This window comes from Pseudomonas sp. UME65 (assembly GCF_014170225.1).
In the GTDB taxonomy this organism is placed as follows: domain Bacteria; phylum Pseudomonadota; class Gammaproteobacteria; order Pseudomonadales; family Pseudomonadaceae; genus Aquipseudomonas; species Aquipseudomonas protegens.
Genome location: NZ_LZZQ01000013.1, coordinates 563,369 through 586,083, shown reverse-complemented (window position 1 = coordinate 586,083; position 22,715 = coordinate 563,369). Strand labels below are relative to the sequence as shown.

Below are 22,715 nucleotides of genomic sequence, written 5' to 3'. Positions count from 1 at the left end.
CCATGCCTCTTTAAGGGGCGAATTTCGGTCAAACACTTTGGCCACATCATTCCCCTTTTGGCCGCTCCTGCCGTTCTCCCAAACCCCGCGCCCCGCAAGACTGTGCTCCACCGAATCAGCCTGCGGAGAACAAGAAAATGCTGACGATCTACTCGGACGATCACCACCTGCACCACGGCCGTTGCGAACTCATCGACGGGCAACTGATGCCCTGCTTCGAAATGCCTTCCCGGGCCGACCACGTGCTGGATCGAGTGAAACATCAAAACCTGGGGCCGGTAGAGGCACCCAAGGACTTCGGCCTGGAGCCCATCGAGCGCATCCACAGCCGGGCCTACCTGGACTTCTTCAAGGGCGCCTGGGCGCGCTGGGCGGCACAGGGCATCGACGGCGACCTGCTGCCCTACACCTGGCCGGCGCGTACCTTGCGCAGCGTGATTCCCACCAGCCTCCACGGCCAGCTCGGCTACTACAGCTTCGACGGCGGCGCGCCGATCACCGCCGGCACCTGGCAGGCGGCCTATAGCGCGGCGCAGGTGGCGCTGACCGCCCAGGCCCATATCCAGAATGGCGCCCACAGTGCCTTCGCCCTGTGCCGGCCACCGGGACACCACGCCGCCGGCGACCTGATGGGCGGCTACTGCTACCTGAACAACGCCGCCATTGCTGCCCAGGCGTTCCTCGATCAGGGCCACAGGAAGGTCGCGATCCTCGACGTCGACTACCACCACGGCAACGGCACCCAGTCGATCTTCTATGAGCGCAGCGACGTGCTCTTCACCTCGATCCACGGCCACCCGGAAGCCGAGTTCCCGTTCTTCCTGGGCTATGCCGACGAATGCGGCGAAGGCGCCGGGGAAGGCTTCAACTTCAACTACCCACTGGCCGCCGGTAGCGGCTGGGATGCGTGGAGCGCGGCCCTGGAACAGGCCTGCAACGAAATCCAGCGCTATGACGCCGACATCATCGTGGTGTCCCTGGGCGTGGACACCTTCAAGGACGATCCGATCTCGCAATTCAAACTCGACAGCCCGGACTACCTGGCCATGGGCAAGCGCATCGCCGCCCTCGGCAAGCCGACGCTGTTCGTCATGGAAGGCGGTTATGCGGTTGAGGAAATCGGCATCAACGCCGTCAACGTTCTCGAAGGCTTCCAAAGCGCCCAGTGAGGGATTCGCATCATGCAAAGACTCAAATGCTTAATGATCCCCGCCTTGTGCGCCAGCCTGCTGGGGACCGCCGCCCACGCCGAAGAACGCACCCTGCGGGTGTACAACTGGTTCGACTACATCACCCCCAAGGCCCTGGAAGACTTCAAGGCGCAGAACAGCCAGGTGAAGCTGGTCTACGACATCTTCGACACCAACGAAGCCCTGGAGGCCAAGCTGCTCACCGGCAACTCCGGGTATGACGTGGTGGTGCCGTCCAACGTGTTCCTGGCCAAGCAGATCGAGGCCGGGGTGTTCCAGCCCCTGGACCGCAGCAAGCTGCCCAACTGGAACCACCTGGACCCCAAGCTGATGAAGCTGATCGAGGCCAACGACCCGGGCAACAAGTTCGCCGTGCCCTACATGTACGGCACCATCCTGATCGGCTTCAACCCGGACAAGATCAAGGCCGCCTTGGGGGACAAGGCGCCGGTGGACAGCTGGGACCTGATCTTCAAGGAAGAGAACATCAGCAAGCTCAAGCAGTGCGGCGTGGCCCTGCTGGATTCGCCGTCGGAAATCCTGCCCCTGGCCCTGCAGCACCTGGGCCTGGACCCCAACAGCAAGAAACCGGCGGACTATGAGAAGGCTGAAGCGCTGCTGATGAAGATCCGGCCGTACATCACCTACTTCCACTCGTCCAAGTACATGGCCGACATCGCCAATGGCGATATCTGCGTGGCGGTGGGCTACTCGGGGAGCTTCTCCCAGGCTGCCAACCGGGCCAAGGAAGCCAAGAACGGCGTGACCGTGGACATGCGCCTGCCCAAGGAAGGCGCGCCGATCTGGTTCGACATGCTGGCGATCCCCAAGGGCGCGAAGAACCCGGAAGATGCCTACACCTTCATCAACTACCTGCTGCAGCCCCAGGTGATTGCCCCGGTCAGCGACTTTGTCGGTTACCCGAACCCGAACAAGGATGCCACCGAGCGGGTGGACCCTTCGATCCGCAATAACCCCAACCTGTATCCGACAGAAGCGGCCATGAGCACCCTGTACACGCTGCAGCCGTTGCCCCGTGATGCAGAGCGGGCGCGGACCCGGGCCTGGACCAAGATCAAGTCCGGAACCTGATCCGGCGCAAGCACACGGGCGGTGTTCTGGTGGGCGGCGAACGACGAGGACGCGGCGGGTGATAGACCGCGTCGCCGCTGTTCGCCGGCAAGCCGGCTCCTACACAGTGGCGTTTAGCAGCCGGTGAGGCCTTGGGGGCTGCGCTCTTCGGCGAAGAACCAGGGCCGCAGGCGCACGCCCACGCCGTTGCCGATGAAGGCCGCCACCAGCCACAGCCAGCCATGCAGGCTGCCGGAGGCGATGCCGCTGAAGTAGGCGCCGATGTTGCAGCCATAGGCCAGGCGCGAACCGTAGCCCAGCAGCAGGCCGCCGATTACCGCCGCCACCAGGGAACGGGTGGGGATTCTCAGGTTGGGGGCAAAACGCCCCGCCAGCCCTGCCGCCAGCAAGGCACCCAGGACGATGCCGATGTCCATGACGCTGGTGATGTCCTGCCACACCGGTGCCGCCAGCGCCTTGGCATTCGCCGCGCCCTGCCAGAACACCCAACTGCCTACGTCTACCCCCAGCCCGCTGGCAACCTTGGCGCCCCAAAGGGCGAACGCCGAGGTAATGCCCCATGGGCGCCCCGCCAGGGCCAGGGTGGCGAAGTTCAGCAGAGCCAGGGCTACCGCGCCCCAGACCAGCGGCCAAGGGCCGCGCAGCAGCCGGCGCCAGCCCTGGTGCTCGCTGGTGACCGGAGCTTCAAGGCTGCCATGACGACGCTTTTCCAGGGTCAGGGTGAGCACCGCGATCAGCGCGAACAGGCACAGGCTCAGGCCCAGCGCCGGGCCTACACCAAAACTCTGGACGATAGAGATGGGCGGCAGCGACGGCAGCGCAAACCACCAGTCGACGTGATGGGTGGCGATCAGCGAACCGCAAATGAAGAACGCCAGGGTCACCAGCATCCGCGCATTGCCGCCGCCAACGGTGAACAGGGTGCCCGAGGCGCAACCGCCGCCCAGCTGCATGCCGATGCCGAAGATGAAGGCACCGAAGATCACCGAGACACCGGCCGGCGCCACCAGCCCCACCACCGGCTGGCCGAACAGGCTGCCCACTCCCAGCGCGGGGAAGAACAGCAGCACCGCCAGGGCCAGCATGACCATCTGCGCTCGCAGGCCGGCGCCACGCCGGTCGCGGATGAACACCCGCCAGGCCGAGGTGAAGCCGAAGGCCGCGTGGTACAGGGTCAGCCCCAGGGCAGCGCCCAGCAGCAACAGCAGCACCTGGCGGGCACCCACCTGGGCTTGCAGGAACAGAGCACCGGCCACCAGCATCAGCAAGGCGAACAGCGGGGCGCCGAACTTGCGTTCAGGCGCCAGGGAGAGGGTCTGGCTCATGGGGGTTCTCGCGCGGGAAATGCTCGCGAGTATACCGCGTCAGGCCCGCCAGGCCTGGCGCAAACGGCTTACCGCAGCCTGTATATCGGCTTCCGGCACAGCCGCGAAGCCCAGCACCAGCCCGGCCCGCTGGTCCTCGGGCAAGGTGGTTTGCGGCAGCCAGTAGCTGCTCAGGCCGGCGACCTCGACCTCCACACTGGCGGCCTGGGCCAGCAGTTCCTGTTCCCGCGCCAGGCTGTCGACCCGCACCGTCAGGTGCAGCCCCGCCGCCACGCCGGGCAGCGGCCCGACGCCGCCGATCGCCTGTGGCCAGGCCGCCAGCAAGGTGTTGCGCCGGCTCAGGGCCGCCCGGCGCATGCGCCGGATATGCCGCTGGAAGTGCCCGGCGGCCATGAACTCGGCCATCACCGCCTGGGTACTGACCTCGGAATGGCGCACGTCCACCGCCCGGCGCTGGGCGAAGGCCTGGACCAGGGTCGGCGGCAGCACCAGGTAGCCCAGGCGCAGGGCCGGAAAGGCGACCTTGCCGAAGGTACCGACGTAGATCACCCGGCCCTGGCGGTCCAACGCCGCCAGGGGGGCCAGGGGCGCACCGCTGTAGCGGTACTCGCCGTCGTAGTCGTCCTCGATGATCCAGCCCTGGCTGCGTTCGGCCCAGGCCAGCAGCTCCAGGCGCCGGGCCAGGCTCATGATCACCCCGGTGGGGTACTGGTGGGACGGCGTGACATAGGCCAGGCGGCAGCTGTCCAGCTGCTCCAGCTGGCGGCAGTCGATGCCCTCCTGGTCCACCGCCACGCCCTGCAACTGCGCACCCGCCAGGGCGAAGGCATGCCCCGCGGCGCGGTAGCCGGGGTTTTCCACAGCCACCTTGTCGCCTGGCTCCACCAGCAGCTGTGCACAAAGGCTGATGCCCTGCTGCGCGCCACTGGTGATCACAATTTGTTCAGCCGTGCAGTTCAGGCCCCGAGCGCTGCGCAGGTAGGCGGCGATCAGGCTGCGCAGCCGCGGATCGCCCGCCGAGTCGCCGTAGCACAATTGCCCGAGGTCGGGCCTGCGCCAGAAAGCCGCATTCAGCTTGGCCCAGACCTCGAACGGGAACAGATCGAAGGCTGGCACGCCAACCCGAAAAGCCCGTGACGGCCCCTTGGGCGGGGTACTCAAATGATGGGTTTGCAGGCGCTGCCAGCCGCTGCTGTGGATAACTTTACTGGATAAATCACCAGCCATTTCTGCCTGCTTTGTGGATAAACCTGTGGGTAAGCCTGTTGAAAACCCTGTGGATACTTTTGTGGATAGTTTTTTGATCGGCAATCGGGTTTCCGGCAATTGCGCCACATAGGTGCCGTCACCGACCCGCCCTTCGATAAAACCCTCGGCGTACAGCTGGTCATAGGCCCGCACCACGCTGTTGCGGGAAATCCCCAGGGCGGCGGCCAGGTCGCGGCTGGCAGGCAGGCGCGTACCACTGGCCAGGCGCCCGTCCAGCACCCGCTGTCGCAAGGCCTGGTACAGCTGGCGACTGAGGCCCTGGCGGCGGTCCAGCTCGATGCCGGCCGGATTGAAGGACAACGGGGGTACGGCACTGTTCATCGAGGTTCACCCGGGCAATTGGACCTAAAAAATAGACCAGAGATGGCTCTTACAACGAACCATTAGCCTGCCTAGGATGCAGCCACTCGCCAAGGATTTTTTCTATGTACCTACCTCGCGCTTTCGTCGATGAAGACCTCACCCGCCTGCACGGGGTGATGCAGCACAGCCGTCTGGCGACCCTGGTGACCTGGGGTGCCCTGGGCCTGCAGGCCAGTCATCTGCCACTGTTGCTGAGCCCCGAACAGGGCGCCAATGGCACCCTCTACGGGCACTTGGCCAAGGCCAATCCGCAGTGCGCCGAGCTGGCCAGTGGTGCCGAAGCTCTGGTGATTTTCACCGGCGAAGACGCCTACGTCAGCCCGTCGTTCTATCCGAGCAAGGCCGAACACGGCAAAGTGGTGCCGACCTGGAACTACGTGGCGGTGCACGCCTACGGCCAACCCGAGGTATTCACCGACCCGCAGCGGCTGCTGAAGGTGGTGGAGGGCCTGACCGAGCGTCACGAAGCCGGTCGCCCACAACCGTGGAAGGTGGCCGATGCCCCGGCCGACTACCTCGACAGCATGCTGCGGGCGATTGTCGGTTTTGCCCTGCCGATCCAGCGCCTGGAAGGCAAGCGCAAGCTCAGCCAGAACCGCAATGTCGAAGATATTGCCGGGGTACGCGAAGGGCTGGCGGCCAGCGCCGACCTGGGCGACCAACAACTGTCCCGGCTGATGGGTTAGGCGTACAGAACATTTTTCGTACAGAACAACAAAGGAGCCTTCATGAGCCAGATCCAGATCCGCCCCGTCACCGCTGCCGACCATGCCGCCTGGCTGCCGTTATGGCAGGCCTACCTGAGCTTCTACGAAACCGAACTGCCGGACGCCGTGACCCAAAGCACCTGGCAGCGTTTTCTCGATGCCGGCGAGCCGACCCACGCGGCCCTGGCCTGGGACGGCGAGCGCGCCGTGGGCCTGGTGCATTTCATCTACCACCGCTCCAACTGGAGCATCGAGAATTCCTGCTACCTGCAGGACCTGCTGGTGACCCCGGACCAGCGCGGCACCGGCGTCGGCCGCCAGCTGATCGAGTTCGTCTACACCCAGGCGAAACAGGACGGCTGCGCCAAGGTGCACTGGCTGACCCACGAAACCAATGCCACGGCCATCCAGCTGTATGAGCGTATTGCCGAGCGCCCGGGTTTCATCCAGTTCCGCAAACCCCTCTGAGTTGCCAAGGAGCCACTGCATGTCGATTTCACTCGCCGATTGGAAAGGCGTTCCCGCCCCTTCGGCCACCCTGCTTGAAGGGCGCTTCATCCGTTTGGAAAGGCTCGACCCGGCGCGCCATGGCGACGATCTGTTCCAGGTGCTGCAAGGCCCTGGCGCCGACCCCGTGCTGTGGAACTACCTGCCTTATGGCCCCTTCCCCGAGCGTGCGGCGTTCGATGCCTGGCTCGCTAACCACGCCGTCGCCAGCGACCCGTACTTCTTTACCGTGATCGACCGCGCCAGCGGCCAGGCCCAGGGCCTCATCAGCCTGATGTCCATCGTCCCGGCCCAGGGGCGTATCGAGATCGGCCATGTAACCTTCGGTGCACCGATGCAACGTTCGCCAAAGAGCACTGAAGCGGTGTACCTGCTGGCCAAGGAAGCCTTCGCCCTGGGTTACCGGCGCCTGGAATGGAAGTGCAACAACGCCAATGCCCGCTCGCGCTACGCCGCGGAACGTTTGGGTTTCAGCTTCGAGGGTGTGTTTCGCCAGCACATGGTGGCCAAGGGGCAGAACCGCGATACCGCGTGGTTCTCGATCCTGGATGGGGAATGGCCGGTGATTGCCAAGGGTTTCGAGCAATGGCTCAGCGATGAGAACCAGAGCGGCTCGGGGCAGCTCAAGTCGCTGGCGGAGTGTCGCGGGTAAGCGGGATTTTCGCCGGCAAGCCGGCTCCTACAGGCCTGTGTAGGAGCCGGCTTGCCGGCGAAGGACTCAACCGAGCTTCTGCGCCAACACCGCAATATGCTCCGGCCCAATGCCGCAGCAACCGCCCACATGGCTGGCACCGCGCTGGTGCCAGTCCGCCACCCAGTGCAGATAACCCGGCGGGTCCAGGTCTTCACGCAGCGGGCACAGGCCATCGTTGGCGGTGGCATCCTCGGGCTGCGGCGGGAAGGCATTGGCGTACACGCCGATATGGATCTGCACCCCCAAGCGCTCGAAGGTTTCACGAGCCGCATCCACTGCCGCACCAATCACTTCCGGCTGGCTGCAGTTGAACAGCAGGGTCTGCACGCCCAACTGCGCCGCCGCTGCCGCCGCTTCTGCCACCGGTTCGCCGGAACGCAGGCGCGGCACTTCGTCGACCTCTTCGTCCTTCAGGGTGAAGGACAGCCAGAACGGCTTGCCGTCCTTGGGCAGGCCGGCGTGGATAGCCCGCGCCTCGGCGATGGAGCTTTGGGTTTCTGCGAGCCACAGGTCCACGAAAGGCGACAGGCCCTTGACCAGCGGGCTCAGCACTTCCTCGACCCGGGACGCATCGAACAGGTCCGGGCGATAGGAACCGAACAGCGGCGGCAACGAACCCGCGACCCGCACCGGCTTGCCGGAGGCCTCTACCGCGCGGCGCGCCAGCTCACCGGCCAGAGCCGCCAGGGCTTGGCCTTCAGCGGCAAAACGTTCCTCGCCGATATGAAACGGCACCACCGCGTAGCTGTTGCTGGTGATCACGTTGGCACCGCTGTCGATATAGGCCGCGTGCACCGCCTCAACCGCCTGGGGCGCCTCGCTCAGCGCCAGGGCCGACCATTCAGGCTGCCGGAACGGCGCCCCGCGACGCTGCAGTTCACGCCCCATACCGCCATCGAGAATTACCGTATTGCCTGCGCCCATATGCTTTTTACTCATATGCTTATGAAAATAACTCACTACCGGAGTCGTTCTTATAACTATTAAATACGCACCATTCGGTTAATAACAACTCTTTTTCAGTCAGGATTCCGATGAATTTCAAACCGCTGCTGGCCCTCGGCCTGACCCTTCTCGCCGCCTCTTCCCAAGCCTTCGCCGGCGCCACCCTGGAACGTATCGAGCAGAAAAAGGAGCTGGTCGGAGTGCTGATGGAAAGCTATCCGCCCTTCTCGTTCCTCAATGACCAGAACCAGCTGGACGGCTTCGACGTCGACGTGGCCAAGGCCGTGGCCGACAAGCTCGGCGTCAAGCTGCGCCTGGAAACCCCGTCCTGGGATGTGATCGCCGCCGGACGCTGGAGCGGGCGCTACGACATCTGCATCTGCTCCATGACCCCGAGCAAGGCCCGCGCCGAGGTCTTCGACTTCCCGGTGCAGTACTACGCCTCGCCGGCGGTGATCGTGGTCAACGCCAAGGATGAACGGATCCACGGCGCCCAGGACCTGAGCGACAAGAAGGTCGGCCTCACCGCCGCCTCCAGCTACGAGGGCTACCTGAACAAGAACCTGGTGATCGAAGGCGCCGAGGACACCCACCTGCAATACCCCTTCGAGAATGTGCAGATCGCTCCCTACGACACCGACAACGTGGCCTTCCAGGACCTCGGCCTGGGCCCGGGTGTACGCCTGGATGCGATCCTCACCAACCTGGTCACCGCCCAGCCGCGCCTGACCCAGGACTCGCGCTTCAAGCTGGCCGGCGAGCCGCTGTACGCCGAGCCCAACTCGGTGGCCATCGAGAAAGGCGATGCCCAGTGGAATGCCAAGGTGCGTGAAGTCTTCGCCCAGCTGAAGCAGGACGGCACCCTGAGCAAGCTGTCGCAGAAATGGATCGGCGCCGACATCAGCCAATGACCGCCTACACGCCACCGCCGCAGCCACCACAATCGGTGGCTGCACCGCTGCTCAAGCGCCTGCTGGGCTTTCGCACCCGCCTGTACCTGACCTGGGCCGCGTTGCTGGTGCTGTTCGCCAGCTTCTTCCTGAGCTTCGAGCTGAAGTTCTCGATCATCCTCGACAAGCTGCCGAACCTGCTGGGCCTGCACCTGTCCCCCAGTGGTTTCCTCCAGGGCGCGGCGCTGACCCTGTTCCTTTGCGCCTGCGCCATCGTCGCCTCGTCGCTGCTGGGCTTTGTCACCGCCCTGGCGCGGCTGTCCTCGAGCGCCGTGGCGTTCGGCATCGCCAGCTTCTACGCCTCGTTCTTTCGCGGCACACCGCTGCTGATCCAGATCCTGCTGATCTACCTCGGCCTGCCGCAACTGGGGGTGGTGCCGGGCGCCATTACCGCCGGGATCATCGCCCTGTCGCTGAACTACGGCGCCTACCTCAGCGAGATTTTCCGTGCCGGCATCCTGGGCGTCCCCCACGGCCAGCGCCAGGCGGCCTTGGCCCTGGGCATGAGCGACAGCGTGATCTTCTGGCAGGTGACTCTGCCCCAGGCCATGCGCACCATCATTCCGCCGGCCACCAACCAGTTCATCTCGATGCTCAAGGACTCGTCGCTGATCTCGGTGATGGGGGTCTGGGAAGTGATGTTCCTGGCCCAGTCCTACGGCCGTTCCAGCTACCGCTATATCGAAATGCTCAGCACCGCGGCGCTGATCTACTGGCTGCTGTCCATCGGCCTGGAACTGATCCAGGCGCGGATGGAAAGGCATTACGGCAAGGGTTACGTTCAGCGCGGGTGAAGCTCAAGGGCGCAGGGAAACCACGCCCATCTGCAGGCCGAAAGGCTTGAACACCGCGTTGAGCGACTTGAGGGTCGGGTTGCCGTCGCCGTGTTCGATATGGATCAGGGTACGCAGGGAAATCCGGCACATCCTGGCGAACTGGCTCTGATGCAACCCGGTGACTTCAGTGCGCAGGCGCTTGACCGCATCACCAACCGACAAACGCCCAGCGGCCAGTTCCTGGCGGATGTTATCGATCAGCAGGCCGCGCTGTTCCAGGGTCGTAGTCATCGCAAACCCCACTCCTGCAGGCGTCGATCCAGGTCACGCAGGTAAATGCGCGGGTGATTCAGGGTGGCCTCGGGCAAGCCCCCGGCACTCAGCAGGTCCGGCAGGGCCCGTAGCCGTTCGGCATCTTCGCGCAGGCGCGTCAGCGCAGCATCGGGATCGATCAGCGGCTTGAGGCTGGCACACACCTGGCGCCAGTCGATATCACCCGCCACTTCCATCCGGCCGGGCCATTTGGTGCTGCGGGTAATGCCCTTGTCATCCATCACTCGCGGCGCCAGATCGTGGATCGGCGCCAACTGCACCTGGCCCTCGTGACGGATGATCCAGGTATTGCGCCCATGGTTGGCCGAGTTGCCAAGGATCTTGTTGAGCAGGTCCCGACGCAGGTAGTCGGCCACCAGCTCCGGGATCGCCGAGGCCTGCCCGGCGGTTCGCCAGAGTTCGGCCAGCAGCCCCAGGACCTTGGTGTGCCGCATGCCCAGGCTCTGGCCGGGCAACCCCGCCAGGGAATAGATGGACTCCAGCGCCAGCCGTTCCACACCCTGCCCGTGCAGGCGACGATCAAAGCGTCGCATCCACAGGCTCGGCTGCCGCTCCTCTTCCAGGGCCAGGCCTTGGGCGGGAACCGTATCGATGCCCAGCTGCTGCAGCGCCCGGTAGTAGTGGAACTCGCTTCTGAGCATGTCGCAGTCATTTGGCGTCGCCTGCTCTGGCGGGCATTTCACCAGCCAGTGGCACGCCGCCAACCTGTCTTCCAACAGCGCATCGGGGTACAGCAACCCGTCTCGCCCCTGGGTCAGCAGCAGCTTCGTCGCCTCGCCAACGGCACCGGTGGCACCGCTCATTGCCGCTCCCTGTTCATGGGCGTATTCAAGAAAGCGGTTGTCGCGGGCGCTGACCTCGGCCCGGGAGAACCCCAGCAGCGGCCATTCATTCATGGCGGCAAGGGACTCCTTGATCCGCAGATTGCCCATGGGGGCCGCGCTGGATCGGGCCAGCAGGAACAAGTCGGGGGCAATGCCGGCGGGGCGCGCGTCCACCGAGCGCTCGGCCAAAAAACGCTGCATGGTGAGCGTCGGCGCAATGTCATACAGGAACGCCGGGGCGCCCGGACTGCGCAGCAGTTCCCAGGTCAGCGGCAGACGCACACTCACCGATCCCGCCAGCGGCGTGGCAAAGGCTTCCAGATTGCCTGCCAGGTACGACTGCTCATAACCCAGACGGCAAGGGCTGGTGAAGCCCTGCTCGGGATGCTCGAAAATCAGGGTCATCGCATCGCTCCACGTCCCGGCGCGATGGACCTGTAAAGTCAGCTGTAGCATTCATTACCTGCAATTTAATGCACTTTTTGTGCGTCATTACCTCTGCGAAACGCATTGTAATGCAGATACAGCCGATTTTTGCAGACAATAAGTGCACTAAAATGCACTCAGGCAAATCGTGGACAAAAAAAGGGAGGCCGTAGCCTCCCCGAGGTAAAGCGTTGCAGATGAAGGCCTGAACTCAGCCTTCGATCTCGATCAGGATCTCGCCCGGGTTGACCCGGTCGCCCTTGGCCACGTGGATCGCCACGACCTTGCCGGCGATGGCTGCCTGGACTTCGGTCTCCATCTTCATGGCTTCGGTGATCAATACCGCCTGGCCGGCCTTGACCGTGTCGCCTTCCTTGACCAGCACATCGACGATGTTGCCCGGCATGGTGGTGCTGACATGGCCCGGGGCGCTCGCCTGCTTGCGCTTGCTGCCACCACCGCCGACGAATTCGTTGAGAGGTTCGAACACCACCTCTTCCGGCATGCCGTCGATGGACAGGTAGAAGTGGCGCTTGCCTTCGGCCTTGACCCCGACGCCGGTGATGTCGACGCGGTAGGTCTCGCCGTGGACGTCGATGACGAACTCGGTGGGCACGCCTTCACCGCCCGGCTTGCTCACGCCGCCCGCTTCAGGAATCGGCAGCAGCACTTCCGGAACCAGGGTGCCGGCCTCACGCTCTTCGAGGAACTTGCGCCCGATGTCCGGGAACATGGCGTAGGTCAGCACGTCTTCTTCGGAATGCGCCAGGGCGCCGATTTCGCCACGCAGCTTGGTCATTTCCGGCTTCAGCAGGTCGGCGGGACGTACATCGATCACCTCCTCGCTGCCGATGGCCTGGCGCCGCAGTTTCTCGTCGACTTCCCCCGGAGCCTTGCCGTAGCCGCCTTGCAGGTAGAGCTTCACTTCGTTGGTGATGGTCTTGTAGCGCTCGCCAGCCAGGACGTTGAAGAACGCCTGGGTACCGACGATCTGCGAAGTCGGGGTCACCAGCGGCGGGTAGCCCAGGTCGTGACGGACCCGTGGAATCTCGGCCAGCACTTCGTTCATGCGGTTCAGGGCGCCCTGCTCTTTGAGCTGGTTGGCCAGGTTGGAAATCATCCCGCCCGGCACCTGGTTGACCTGCACCCGGGTATCGACCGCAGTGAATTCGCTTTCGAACTGGTGGTACTTCTTGCGCACGGCGTAGAAGTACAGGCCGATTTCCTGCAGCAGCTCCAGGTCCAGGCCGGTGTCGAACTCGCTGCCTTTGAGGGCTGCGACCATGGACTCGGTACCCGGGTGACTGGTGCCCCAGGCGAAGCTGGAGATGGCGGTGTCGATATGATCAGCGCCGTTCTCGATGGCCTTGAGTTGGCACATCGCGGCCAGGCCGGCGGTGTCATGGGAGTGGATGAACACCGGCAGCGACAGCTCGGCCTTCAGCGCCTTGACCAGCTCGCCGGTGGCGTAAGGGGTCAACAGGCCGGCCATGTCCTTGATCGCGATGGAGTCGCAGCCCATGGCTTCCATCTGCTTGCCCTGGGCCACGAAGGCCTCGATGGTGTGCACCGGGCTGGTGGTGTAGGCGATGGTGCCCTGGGCGTGCTTGCCGGCGGCTTTCACCGCTTCGATGGCGACCCGCAGGTTACGCACGTCGTTCATGGCGTCGAAGATGCGGAACACGTCGATGCCATTGACCGCCGCCTTGGCCACGAAGGCCTTGACCACGTCATCGCTGTAATGGCGGTAGCCCAGCAGGTTCTGGCCGCGCAGGAGCATCTGCAGGCGGGTGTTGGGCAGCGCGGCGCGCAGTTTGCGCAGGCGCTCCCAGGGGTCTTCCTTGAGAAAGCGCACGCAGGCATCGAAGGTGGCGCCGCCCCAGACTTCCAGGGACCAGTAGCCGACTTTGTCGAGCTTGTCGCAGATCGGCAGCATGTCGTCGGTGCGCATGCGGGTCGCCAGCAGCGATTGGTGGGCGTCGCGCAGGATGGTGTCGGTTACATGAATCTTCTTGGACATTGTTTTATTCCTCACAGGCCTGCGTGGGCGGCAATGGCGGCGGCGATGGCCAGGGCCAGCTCTTCGGGTTTGCGCTTGATCGAGTAGTTGGTCAGTTCCGGGTGGCTCTCAACGAAGCTGGTGTTGAACTGACCGCTGCGGAATTCCGGGTTACGCAGGATTTCCTGGTAATAGGCGGCGGTGGTCTTGACCCCTTGCAGGCGCATGTCGTCCAAGGCGCGCAGGCCACGGTCCATCGCTTCTTCCCAGGTCAGGGCCCAGACCACGAGTTTCAGGCACATGGAGTCGTAGAACGGCGGAATGGTGTAGCCGGTGTAGATCGCCGTGTCGGTGCGCACGCCCGGGCCGCCGGGGGCGTAGTAGCGGGTGATCTTGCCGAAGCTGGGCAGGAAGTTGTTCTTCGGGTCCTCGGCATTGATCCGGAACTGCAGGGCAAAGCCGCGGTGCTGGATGTCTTCCTGTTTCACCGAGAGCGGCAGGCCGGAAGCAATGCGGATCTGCTCGCGGACGATATCGATGCCGGTGATTTCTTCGGTGATGGTGTGTTCCACCTGCACCCGGGTGTTCATCTCCATGAAGTACACCTCGCCCTCGGCGAGCAGGAACTCCACGGTGCCGGCGTTCTCGTAGCCCACAGCCTTGGCCGCGCGCACCGACAGGTCGCCGATGTAGGCGCGCTGTTCCGGGGTCAGCTGCGGGCTCGGGGCGATCTCGATGAGCTTCTGGTTGCGGCGCTGGATCGAGCAGTCGCGCTCGAACAGGTGCACCACGTTGCCAAAGCTGTCACCGAGGATCTGCGCTTCGATGTGCTTGGGATTGACGATGCACTTTTCCAGGAACACTTCCGCCGAACCGAAGGCCTTGGTGGCTTCGGAAATGACCCGGGGGAAAGCCTGCTCCAGCTCTTCACGGCTGTTGCAACGACGGATGCCGCGCCCGCCACCACCGGAGGTGGCCTTGAGCATCACCGGGTAGCCGATGCGGTCGCCTTCGGACAGGGCTTCGTGGATATCGGCCACGTTGCCTTCGGTGCCCGGAGTCACTGGCACGCCCGCCTTGATCATGCTGCGGCGGGCTTCGGTCTTGTCGCCCATGCGGCGGATCACTTCCGCCGACGGGCCAATGAACTTGATTCCACGTTCGGCGCAGATGTCCGCCAGTTCGGCGTTTTCCGAGAGAAACCCATAGCCGGGATGCAGCGCATCACAGCCGGTTTCCACCGCCAGGTTCACCAGTTTGCGTGGGTTCAGGTAGCCGGCCAGCGGCTCGGCGCCAATGCTGTGGGCCTCATCCGCGCGCTTTACATGCAAGGCATGGCGATCGGCGTCGGAGAAGATCGCTACCGAACGGATGCCCATTTCCGCGCAGGCACGCACGATTCGTACGGCAATCTCACCACGGTTGGCGATCAGGATCTTTTTTATCACTTGGAGGTTCCCTTGAGCCGTTGAAACAGACGACCCGCTAGACCGAGTCGGCGCGTGACCAAATGTTTCAAGTCAGTCGCAGCGACACACTAGCTCTGCAGAGGGATTAACAAAAATCAATAATTATTGGGTTGGCCATAAGTAAAGACTTATAGTCATGCCACCAGCCCTTGGCGCGAGCCCTCAAGAAATGCGCAAGTCCTTGATGAGACTGACATTGCGTCAGTTGCAGATTTTCAATGAAGTCTGCGATCTACGCTCCTACAGCCGCGCCGCCGATGAAATGTCCCTCACCCAGCCCGCGGTCAGCCTGCAGATTCGCCAGTTGGAGGAGCTGATCGGCCAGCCTCTGTTCGACTATGTGGGCAAGAAGCTCTACATGACCGAAGCCGCCGAAGCGCTGCAACGGGCCAGCCGGGACATCTTCGGGCGCCTGGAGAACCTCGACATGCAGCTCTCCGACATGCAGGGCTCGCTGCAGGGCCAGCTCAAGCTGGCCATCGAATCCAGCGCCAAGTACTTCGTGCCGCACCTGTTCGCCGCCTTCAAGCGCCAGCACCCGGAAGTGCACCTGCAACTGACGGTGGTCAACCGCTCCCAGGTGATCCGCCGGCTCTCGGACAATCGCGACGACCTGGTGATCATGTCCATGGTGCCCCAGGACATGGAGCTGGAGTTCCTGCCCTTCCTCAACAACCCGATCGTCGCGGTGGCCCCGCCGGAGCACCCTCTGAGCCACATGGGCCCGCTGCGCCTGCAGGACCTGGAGCCCTACACGCTGGTACTGCGCGAACAGGGCTCCGGCACCCGCCTGGCGTGCGAGGAGTATTTCAAGGAGAAGCGCGTGCACTTCACCCAGATCCTCGAAGTGTCGTCGGCCGAGGCTCAGCGCGAGTGCGTGCGGGCAGGTCTGGGCGTGGCCTTGTTGACGCGCCACGCCCTGAACCTTGAGTTGGCGACCGGCGGGTTGGTCGAGTTGCCGGTCGAAGAGCTGCCATTGCTGCGCAGCTGGTGCCTGGTGCAGGCCAAAGCCAAGCGCCTGTCACCGGTAGCGCATGCGTTCCTGGGATTCATCCGCAGCGAACGGGTGCAGATCAGCGGCTTGGTTGAACGCTTCGACGGGAAGCTGCGGGCGCCGCCTGCCAGTAATTGACGGCGTCCAGCTCGGGGTAATCGTTGATTTGCTGCTGTAACTGACGCAGCTCGAAGCGGTGTTCGATCGCACGACGAAATTCCATGCGGCGCTGGTCTTCCTGCTGACGACGGGTCTTGACTGCGCTGTTGCTCTCTTCGTAAGGCCGGGCCATTTCGAGTCTCCCAATGCGAGTACGGAAGCTTCACGATGGACGTCGGCGGTTACGGTTTGGCGGCGGGTCGGTTACAGGACGATGAACATTCACAGCGCCTACCTATCTGTAGGAGCCAGCTTGCCAGCGAAGGCATCCGTCAGCGCGATGCACCACCCCGAGGCCTCATCACCGGCCAGAGAGACTCAGTCGTCCAGGGCTTTGACCGACTTGGGCGACAGGCGCAGGCTGCGAAGGCTGCGCTTGACGCTCTTGAGGTGGTTCACCAGGCTCGGCCCGCGAGCCATGGCCACGCCCATCGCCAGCACGTCGATCACCACCAGGTGGGCGATACGCGAGGTCAGCGGGGTGTAGATCTCGGTGTCTTCGTGCACGTCGATCGCCAGGTTGACCGTGGACAGCTCGGCCAACGGCGTCTGGCTCGGGCACAGGGTGATCAGCGAGGCGCCGCTTTCACGTACCAGGTTGGCGGTGATCAGCAGGTCCTTGGAACGACCGGACTGGGAAATGCAGATGGCGACATCGGTCGGCTTCAAGGTCACCGCCGACATCGCCTGCATGTGCGGGTCGGAATAGGCCGCTGCGGTCAGCAGCAAACGGAAGAACTTGTGCTGGGCATCCGCCGCTACCGCACCCGAGGCACCAAAGCCGTAGAACTCCACGCGCTGGGCCTGGGACATGGCGGTCACCGCCTGCTGCAGGGCCACCGGGTCGAGCTTCTCGCGGACCTCCATCAGCGTATGCAGGGTGGTGTCGAAGATCTTCAGGCTGTAGTCGGCGACCGAATCGTCTTCATGGATCGCGAACTGGCCGAAGCTGGCCCCGGCGGCAAGGCTCTGTGCCAGCTTGAGCTTGAGGTCCTGGAAGCCGGAGCAGCCGATGGCCCGGCAGAAGCGCACGATGGTCGGTTCACTGATGCCCACGCTGTGGGCCAGGTCCGCCATGGAACTGTGCATCACGGCCGCAGGATCAAGGAGCACGTGATCGGCGACCTTGAGTTCCGATTTGCGTAACAAATGACGTGACTGGGCGATGTGCTGCAACAGGTTCAAAGGGCTGGACTCATTGTTATTGGCTGACGCCGGGGATGTAGCAAGCTTGTAGTTATACTACAGGAATCGGCTTTTTGCCCGCCCAATGCATCACGAAGTTGCCTGCCTGCCCCCCATTTTCAGCCGGGTACGACTTATGTAGCCGTTGTGGCAGGCAGCCCTGGCGGCTACCGGCTCTGGGCCTGCAACAGCAGCGCGAGGCCTTCGGCGGCCACCGGGCGGCTGATCAGGTAGCCCTGCACCTCGTCGCAGTGTTCCGCCTTGAGGAAGGCCAGTTGCGCGGGGTCTTCCACCCCTTCGGCCACCACTTTCAACGACAGCCCATGAGCCATGGCGATGATCGCCCGGGTGATCGCCGCATCCTCACCGCCCTCGGCCAGGCCGCGAATGAAGGCCTGGTCGATCTTCACGTAATCCACCGGGATCCGTTTCAGGTAACTCAGGGACGAATAGCCAGTGCCGAAGTCGTCGATGGCCAGCTTGACCCCCAGGCCCCGCAGTTGCTGGAAGGTCGCGATGATGTGCTCAACGCTGTCCAGCAGTTGGCTTTCGGTCAGTTCCAGTTCGAGAAAATGCGGCTCCAGGCCGGTTTCTTCCAGCACCTGGCGCACCAGGCTCACCAGCTTGCCCTGGCGCAACTGATACACCGACAGGTTGACCGACACGCGAATCGGCTCCAGGCCCTGGCGTTGCCATTCGCAGGCTTGGCGGCACGCCTGGCGCAACACGAACTCGCCAATGGGGCCGATCAATCCGGTCTCTTCCGCCAGGCCGATGAAATCTCCCGGGGGCACCCGGCCCATGACGGGGTGATCCCAGCGCACCAGGGCCTCGGCGGCATTCAGACGGCCGCTGGCCAGGCACAGCTTGGGTTGGTAGAAGACCGTCAACTGGCCCTCCTCAATGGCCTTGCGCAGCTGGTTTTCCAGCTGCAGGCGCTCCAGGGTGCTGGCTTGCAGGCTCTCGGTATAGAACTGGAAATTGTTGCCGCCCAGGTGCTTGGCATGGGCCATGGCCATGTTCGCCTGGCTGATCAGGGCTGCGATCTCCCGGGCGCTGTCGGGCAGCATACTGATGCCCATGGAAGCGCTGACTACCAGTTCATGGCCCTCGACGGTGATCGGCAGGCGCAGCTTGCTCAGCAGCCGGGTAGCGACCCGGGTCAGGCTCGACAGGCTGCCGTAAGCGTCGAACAGCACGGCGAATTCGTCCCCGGAAAGCCGGGCGATGGTGTCGGCTTCCGGCAAGGCATTGACCAGCCGCCGGGCCATCTTTTGCAGCAGCTGGTCGGCCACTTCATGGCCAAGGCTGTCGTTGAGCAGCTTGAAACGGTCCAGGTTGATGTGCAGCAAGGCCAGGCTGCGGCCGCCCTGGCGCACCCGCTGATGGGCCTCGCGCAGGCGCTCGCGGAACAGCGAACGGTTGGCCAGCCCCGTGAGTTCGTCGTAATGGGTGAGGTAGCGCATGCGCTCCTCGGATTCGCGCCGTGCCGAAAGATCGGCGAAGAAGCCCACGATATGCCGGACTTTTCCTCGTTTATCACGCACTACATTCAATTGCAGCCATTGTGGGTAGAGCTCGCCGTTCTTGCGTGTCTCCACCAACTCGCCCTGCCAGCTGCCGTACTGTTCCAGGGCCTGGTGGATCAACGGGTAGTGCCGGCGCGCATCGCGGCTGCACGACAGCTCCACTACATTGCGCCCGAGCATGTCTTCGATCTGGTAGCCGGTGACCTGGCTGAAGGCCTGATTGGCGGCGATCAAGGCGTAATCGGGGTCGAGGATGACGATGCCTTCGCTGGCCGCCTCGAACACCGTGGCCGCCAGGTTGCGCTGGACCTCCAGCTCCTTGTCGGCACTGATGTCGCGACGGGTGCCGGCCATGCGCAGCACCCGGCCACTGGGGCTGCGCTCCACGGCCCGGCCACGGTCCTCGATCCACACCCAGTGGCCGGCGCCGTGGCGTACCCGGTACTCCACCTGGTAATCGTCGCTGCGGCCCTTGAGGTGCTCCACCAGGGCGCGCTTGAGCAAGGGCAGGTCTTCCGGATGCAGGCGTGGCTTGAGATGGCTGAGCATGGCCGTGACATCTTCCGGCTCCAGGCCGAACAGCTCCTTGATCTGGGTGTGATGTACCTCGTCGGTCTGCAAGTTCCAGTCCCACAGCCCCAGCTCGCTGGCGTTCAGGGCCAGGGCCAGGCGCGCCTCGCTCTTGCTCAGGGCCTGGTTGGCGGCGTCCAGCTCCAGGCTGCGCTGGGCCACTCGCTGTTCCAGCCCGGTCTGGGCTTCGCGCAGTTGCTCCTCGGCACGGCGGCGCTGCTCCACTTCCCGGGCCAGCTCGCGGTTGAGCTGATCGCTGCGGCCCTGGGCATTCTGCAGGTGCTCGATCAGGGCCTGGTTCTGAAAGCGCCGCAGCAGGCCGCGCTGCATCAGGCGGTTGACCTGCCAGGCCACCACACTCAGCGACACCAGCAGGATCAGCCCGAGCCAGCCCCAGCCACGCTGCTGGTCGTCGCCGCCCCAGAACAGGTAGGCGATGGCCGGCAACAGACATGGCAAGGTGAATGAAAGGAAGGCCTGCAGGCTCACCGCGTAGGCTACGCTGGCGGAGAGGATGGCCGCACCGATGAGGCCGAAGACCCAGGCCTGCTGCAGGAAATTGTCGGTGGGCACCAGGGCGATGCCGGCGCAGGCCAGGGTCAGGCCACTGACCGCCGAGCCCAGGAGAAACATGCGTTGCCACACCGGCTGTGCCTGGCGGCTGGGAATCGCCGAATCGAAGGCCGCCACCTGGATCACCCGCAAGGCCACCAGGGCCAGCAGCCAGACCATCCACACACTGAGCAACAGATAGCGCGCCGGGCTCCATAGCAGCCAGGTGCACACCAGGCCGTTGAGCAACATGAACAAGGTCGGCAGCAACGAGCCCTGGTACAGCAGGCGCGTACGCTCCACTGCCATCTCCACGGCGTAGTGCTGGCGGATGACCCGGGGCTCCACAAAGGGCCCGGACAGGTCGGGGTTAAGTGTCATAGGCAGTGTTCTTATAATGGTTGAGCCCGAAACGTCGCCGGAGCATACACAAGCAAAGCCCCGAGCCAAACTGCTCCAGGTCATAAAATCGATAAAACCGGATGGCCCGGCTTGCACCCTGAAAGCGTCCGGGCGAGAAGCGCCAATGGCTGGGGCCTGTGACCAACCGGTCGTCATCGGCGGCTGTTTTATCGGCTAATGCAAAGCCGGGTTTGCCCGGGGTGGCGCCGCCCCCTAGAATGCCCCGATGCGCGATGATCTCTCCCTCCTGTTGAACTCCCTCAACGACGCCCAACGCCAGGCCGTAGCTGCCTCCGTGGGTCGTCAGTTGGTCCTGGCCGGTGCTGGCTCCGGCAAAACCCGTGTGCTGGTGCACCGTATCGCCTGGTTGATCCAGGTCGAGAACGCCTCACCCCACTCGATCCTGTCGGTGACCTTCACCAACAAGGCCGCAGCCGAGATGCGCCATCGCATCGAACAACTGCTGGGCATCAACCCGGCAGGCATGTGGGTCGGCACCTTCCACGGCCTGGCCCACCGCCTGCTGCGGGCCCACTGGCAGGAAGCGGGGCTGAGCCAGACCTTCCAGATCCTCGACAGCGACGACCAGCAACGCCTGGTCAAGCGGGTAATCCGCGAGCTGGGCCTGGACGAACAGCGCTGGCCGGCCCGCCAGGCCCAGTGGTTCATCAACGGGCAGAAGGACGAAGGCCTGCGCCCGCAACATATCCAGGCCAGCGGCGACATGTTCCTGGCCACCATGCGCGGCATCTATGAGGCCTACGAGGCCGCCTGCCAGCGCGCCGGGGTCATCGACTTCTCCGAACTGCTGCTGCGCGCCCTGGACCTGTGGCGCGACCACCCGGGTTTGCTGGCGCACTACCAGAAGCGTTTCCGCCACGTGCTGGTGGACGAATTCCAGGACACCAACGCCGTGCAATACGCCTGGCTGCGGTTGCTGGCCCAGGGTGGCGACAGCCTGATGGTGGTGGGCGACGACGACCAGTCGATCTACGGCTGGCGCGGGGCGAAAATCGAGAACATCCACCAGTACTCCGCCGACTTCCCGGACACCGAAGTGATCCGCCTGGAGCAGAACTACCGCTCTACTGCCGGCATCCTCAAGGCTGCCAACGCCCTGATCGCCAACAACACCGGGCGCCTGGGCAAGGAGCTGTGGACCGACGGCGGCGACGGTGAAGCCATCAACCTGTATGCCGCCTTCAACGAGCACGATGAAGCCCGCTATGTAGTGGAAACCATCGAGAGCGCGCTGAAGACCGGCCTGGCCCGCAGCGACATCGCCATTCTCTACCGCTCCAACGCCCAGTCCCGGGTGCTGGAAGAAGCCTTGCTGCGCGAACGCATTCCGTACCGCATCTATGGCGGCCAGCGCTTCTTCGAGCGGGCGGAAATCAAGAACGCCATGGCTTACCTGCGCCTCCTGGAAGGCCGTGGCAACGACGCAGCCCTGGAGCGGGTGATCAACGTGCCAGCCCGGGGCATCGGCGAGAAGACCGTCGAAGCCATCCGCGAGCATGCGCGCCACAGCGATGTATCGATGTGGGAAGCCATGCGCCAGCTGGTGGCCAATAAAGGCCTGACCGGGCGCGCTGCAGGTGCGCTAGGGGCCTTTATCGAACTGATCGAAAACCTCGCCGCCAAGACCCTGGAAATGCCCCTGCACCTGATGACCCAGACCGTCATCGAGCAGTCGGGGCTGATTGCCTACCACGAAGCGGAAAAAGGCGAAAAAGGCCAGGCCCGGGTGGAAAACCTCGAGGAACTGGTGAGCGCCGCGCGCAACTTCGAGAACACCGAAGAGGACGAAGACCTGACGCCCCTGGCGGCATTCCTCGGCCACGCTTCCCTGGAAGCCGGCGATACCCAGGCCGACGAGCATGAAGACAGCGTGCAACTGATGACCCTGCACAGCGCCAAGGGTCTGGAGTTCCCCTACGTGTTCCTGGTGGGCATGGAAGAAGGCCTGTTCCCCCACAAGATGAGCCTGGAAGAACCCGGCCGCCTTGAGGAAGAACGCCGGCTGGCGTATGTGGGCATCACCCGGGCAATGCAGAACCTGGTGATGACCTACGCGGAAACCCGACGCCTGTACGGCAGCGAAACCTACAACAAGGTGTCGCGTTTCGTGCGCGAGGTGCCCAAGGGGCTGATTCAGGAAGTGCGGCTGTCCAACAGCGTCAGCCGGCCTTTCGGCGGCGGCCAGTCACAAAGTACCAGCAGCCTGTTCGGCGGCAGCGAAATCCCGGACACCGGCCTGAGCCTCGGCCAGGCGGTACGGCACTCGGTGTTCGGCGATGGGGTGATCCTCAATTTCGAGGGCGCCGGCGCCCAGGCCCGGGTCCAGGTCAACTTCAGCGAAGGCAGCAAGTGGCTGATGCTCGGCTATGCCAAGCTGGAAGCCATCTAACCCCACCCGCTTGGCTTGTGTAGGAGCTGGCTTGCCAGCGAATCT

The 22,715-nt window shown here is 64.1% G+C and carries 19 protein-coding genes; 9 read left to right on the top strand and 10 right to left on the bottom strand.

Annotated features, from left to right (window positions below):
* Positions 1–137: 137 nt before the first annotated feature.
* Both A9971_RS17525 and A9971_RS17520 read left to right on the top strand, forming a co-directional pair.
* A complete protein-coding gene (locus A9971_RS17525) occupies positions 138–1,169 on the top strand; it encodes a histone deacetylase family protein (protein WP_011064310.1) in 1,032 nt (343 codons plus the stop codon).
* 12 nt (positions 1,170–1,181) lie between these two features.
* On the top strand, positions 1,182–2,282 hold the full coding sequence (locus A9971_RS17520; RefSeq protein WP_183001258.1) for a polyamine ABC transporter substrate-binding protein: 1,101 nt from the start codon (positions 1,182–1,184) through the stop codon (positions 2,280–2,282).
* Positions 2,283–2,395: 113 nt separating this feature from the next.
* Here the strand turns inward: A9971_RS17520 and A9971_RS17515 are convergent, their stop codons facing one another.
* Together A9971_RS17515 and A9971_RS17510 are read right to left on the bottom strand one after the other, a co-directional pair.
* A complete protein-coding gene (locus A9971_RS17515) occupies positions 2,396–3,607 on the bottom strand; it encodes a YeeE/YedE family protein (protein WP_041120461.1) in 1,212 nt (403 codons plus the stop codon).
* A 39-nt stretch (positions 3,608–3,646) separates the two neighbouring features.
* Positions 3,647–5,197 (bottom strand): PLP-dependent aminotransferase family protein, encoded by a 1,551-nt coding sequence (locus A9971_RS17510; protein ID WP_183001977.1) that lies wholly within the window; start codon positions 5,195–5,197, stop codon positions 3,647–3,649.
* 104 nt (positions 5,198–5,301) lie between these two features.
* On the opposite strand from A9971_RS17510, the gene A9971_RS17505 reads away from it, so the two are divergent.
* From A9971_RS17505 to A9971_RS17495, 3 genes are read left to right on the top strand one after another with little or no spacing between them, the layout of a single operon-like run.
* Positions 5,302–5,925: an FMN-binding negative transcriptional regulator gene (locus tag A9971_RS17505; RefSeq protein ID WP_053154662.1), complete on the top strand. Its 624-nt coding sequence runs from the start codon at positions 5,302–5,304 to the stop codon at positions 5,923–5,925.
* A gap of 42 nt (positions 5,926–5,967) precedes the next feature.
* Complete coding sequence (locus A9971_RS17500; RefSeq protein WP_053160496.1) at positions 5,968–6,414, top strand: GNAT family N-acetyltransferase; 447 nt, start codon at positions 5,968–5,970, stop codon at positions 6,412–6,414.
* 19 nt (positions 6,415–6,433) lie between these two features.
* Entirely contained in the window at positions 6,434–7,105 is a 672-nt protein-coding gene (locus A9971_RS17495; RefSeq protein ID WP_053160498.1) for a GNAT family N-acetyltransferase, read from the top strand.
* Between the two features lie 66 nt (positions 7,106–7,171).
* Here A9971_RS17495 and A9971_RS17490 read toward each other — a convergent pair whose 3' ends face one another.
* Positions 7,172–8,071 (bottom strand): homocysteine S-methyltransferase family protein, encoded by a 900-nt coding sequence (locus A9971_RS17490; protein WP_183001259.1) that lies wholly within the window; start codon positions 8,069–8,071, stop codon positions 7,172–7,174.
* Between the two features lie 110 nt (positions 8,072–8,181).
* On the opposite strand from A9971_RS17490, the gene A9971_RS17485 reads away from it, so the two are divergent.
* Together A9971_RS17485 and A9971_RS17480 are read left to right on the top strand one after the other, a co-directional pair.
* Positions 8,182–9,003, top strand: coding sequence for an ABC transporter substrate-binding protein (locus A9971_RS17485; RefSeq protein ID WP_015637530.1), 822 nt, complete (start codon positions 8,182–8,184; stop codon positions 9,001–9,003).
* Positions 9,000–9,836: an amino acid ABC transporter permease gene (locus A9971_RS17480; RefSeq protein WP_065365000.1), complete on the top strand. Its 837-nt coding sequence runs from the start codon at positions 9,000–9,002 to the stop codon at positions 9,834–9,836. Before A9971_RS17485 ends, A9971_RS17480 begins: the two co-directional genes overlap by 4 nt.
* Positions 9,837–9,839: 3 nt before the next feature.
* Here the strand turns inward: A9971_RS17480 and A9971_RS17475 are convergent, their stop codons facing one another.
* The 4 genes from A9971_RS17475 to A9971_RS17460 form a co-directional block, all read right to left on the bottom strand.
* Positions 9,840–10,109 (bottom strand): helix-turn-helix domain-containing protein, encoded by a 270-nt coding sequence (locus tag A9971_RS17475; protein WP_011064320.1) that lies wholly within the window; start codon positions 10,107–10,109, stop codon positions 9,840–9,842.
* Positions 10,106–11,380 (bottom strand): type II toxin-antitoxin system HipA family toxin, encoded by a 1,275-nt coding sequence (locus A9971_RS17470; RefSeq protein WP_041752701.1) that lies wholly within the window; start codon positions 11,378–11,380, stop codon positions 10,106–10,108. The genes A9971_RS17475 and A9971_RS17470 overlap by 4 nt, the downstream gene beginning before the upstream one ends.
* Before the next feature lie 232 nt (positions 11,381–11,612).
* On the bottom strand, positions 11,613–13,421 hold the full coding sequence (gene oadA / locus A9971_RS17465) for a sodium-extruding oxaloacetate decarboxylase subunit alpha (protein ID WP_123472593.1): 1,809 nt from the start codon (positions 13,419–13,421) through the stop codon (positions 11,613–11,615).
* Between the two features lie 11 nt (positions 13,422–13,432).
* On the bottom strand, positions 13,433–14,848 hold the full coding sequence (locus tag A9971_RS17460) for an acetyl-CoA carboxylase biotin carboxylase subunit (protein WP_015637534.1): 1,416 nt from the start codon (positions 14,846–14,848) through the stop codon (positions 13,433–13,435).
* Positions 14,849–15,038: 190 nt separating this feature from the next.
* On the opposite strand from A9971_RS17460, the gene A9971_RS17455 reads away from it, so the two are divergent.
* Positions 15,039–16,001: a LysR family transcriptional regulator gene (locus tag A9971_RS17455; RefSeq protein ID WP_015637535.1), complete on the top strand. Its 963-nt coding sequence runs from the start codon at positions 15,039–15,041 to the stop codon at positions 15,999–16,001.
* Here the strand turns inward: A9971_RS17455 and A9971_RS17450 are convergent.
* The 3 genes from A9971_RS17450 to A9971_RS17440 all read right to left on the bottom strand — a co-directional run bounded on the left by A9971_RS17450 (position 15,943) and on the right by A9971_RS17440 (position 20,239).
* The gene (locus tag A9971_RS17450) at positions 15,943–16,155 is read right to left on the bottom strand and encodes a PA3496 family putative envelope integrity protein (protein WP_072451902.1); all 213 of its coding nucleotides are present in this window, start codon (positions 16,153–16,155) and stop codon (positions 15,943–15,945) included. The two genes, A9971_RS17455 and A9971_RS17450, sit on opposite strands and share 59 nt — an antisense overlap.
* 185 nt (positions 16,156–16,340) lie before the next feature.
* Entirely contained in the window at positions 16,341–17,207 is an 867-nt protein-coding gene (gene hexR, locus A9971_RS17445; protein ID WP_011064325.1) for a transcriptional regulator HexR, read from the bottom strand.
* 167 nt (positions 17,208–17,374) lie between these two features.
* The gene (locus A9971_RS17440; RefSeq protein ID WP_011064326.1) at positions 17,375–20,239 is read right to left on the bottom strand and encodes a bifunctional diguanylate cyclase/phosphodiesterase; all 2,865 of its coding nucleotides are present in this window, start codon (positions 20,237–20,239) and stop codon (positions 17,375–17,377) included.
* 247 nt (positions 20,240–20,486) lie between these two features.
* Here A9971_RS17440 and uvrD point away from each other — a divergent pair, with 247 nt between their 5' ends.
* Positions 20,487–22,670: a DNA helicase II gene (gene uvrD, locus A9971_RS17435; protein ID WP_041120472.1), complete on the top strand. Its 2,184-nt coding sequence runs from the start codon at positions 20,487–20,489 to the stop codon at positions 22,668–22,670.
* The last annotated feature ends 45 nt before the right edge of the window (positions 22,671–22,715 follow it).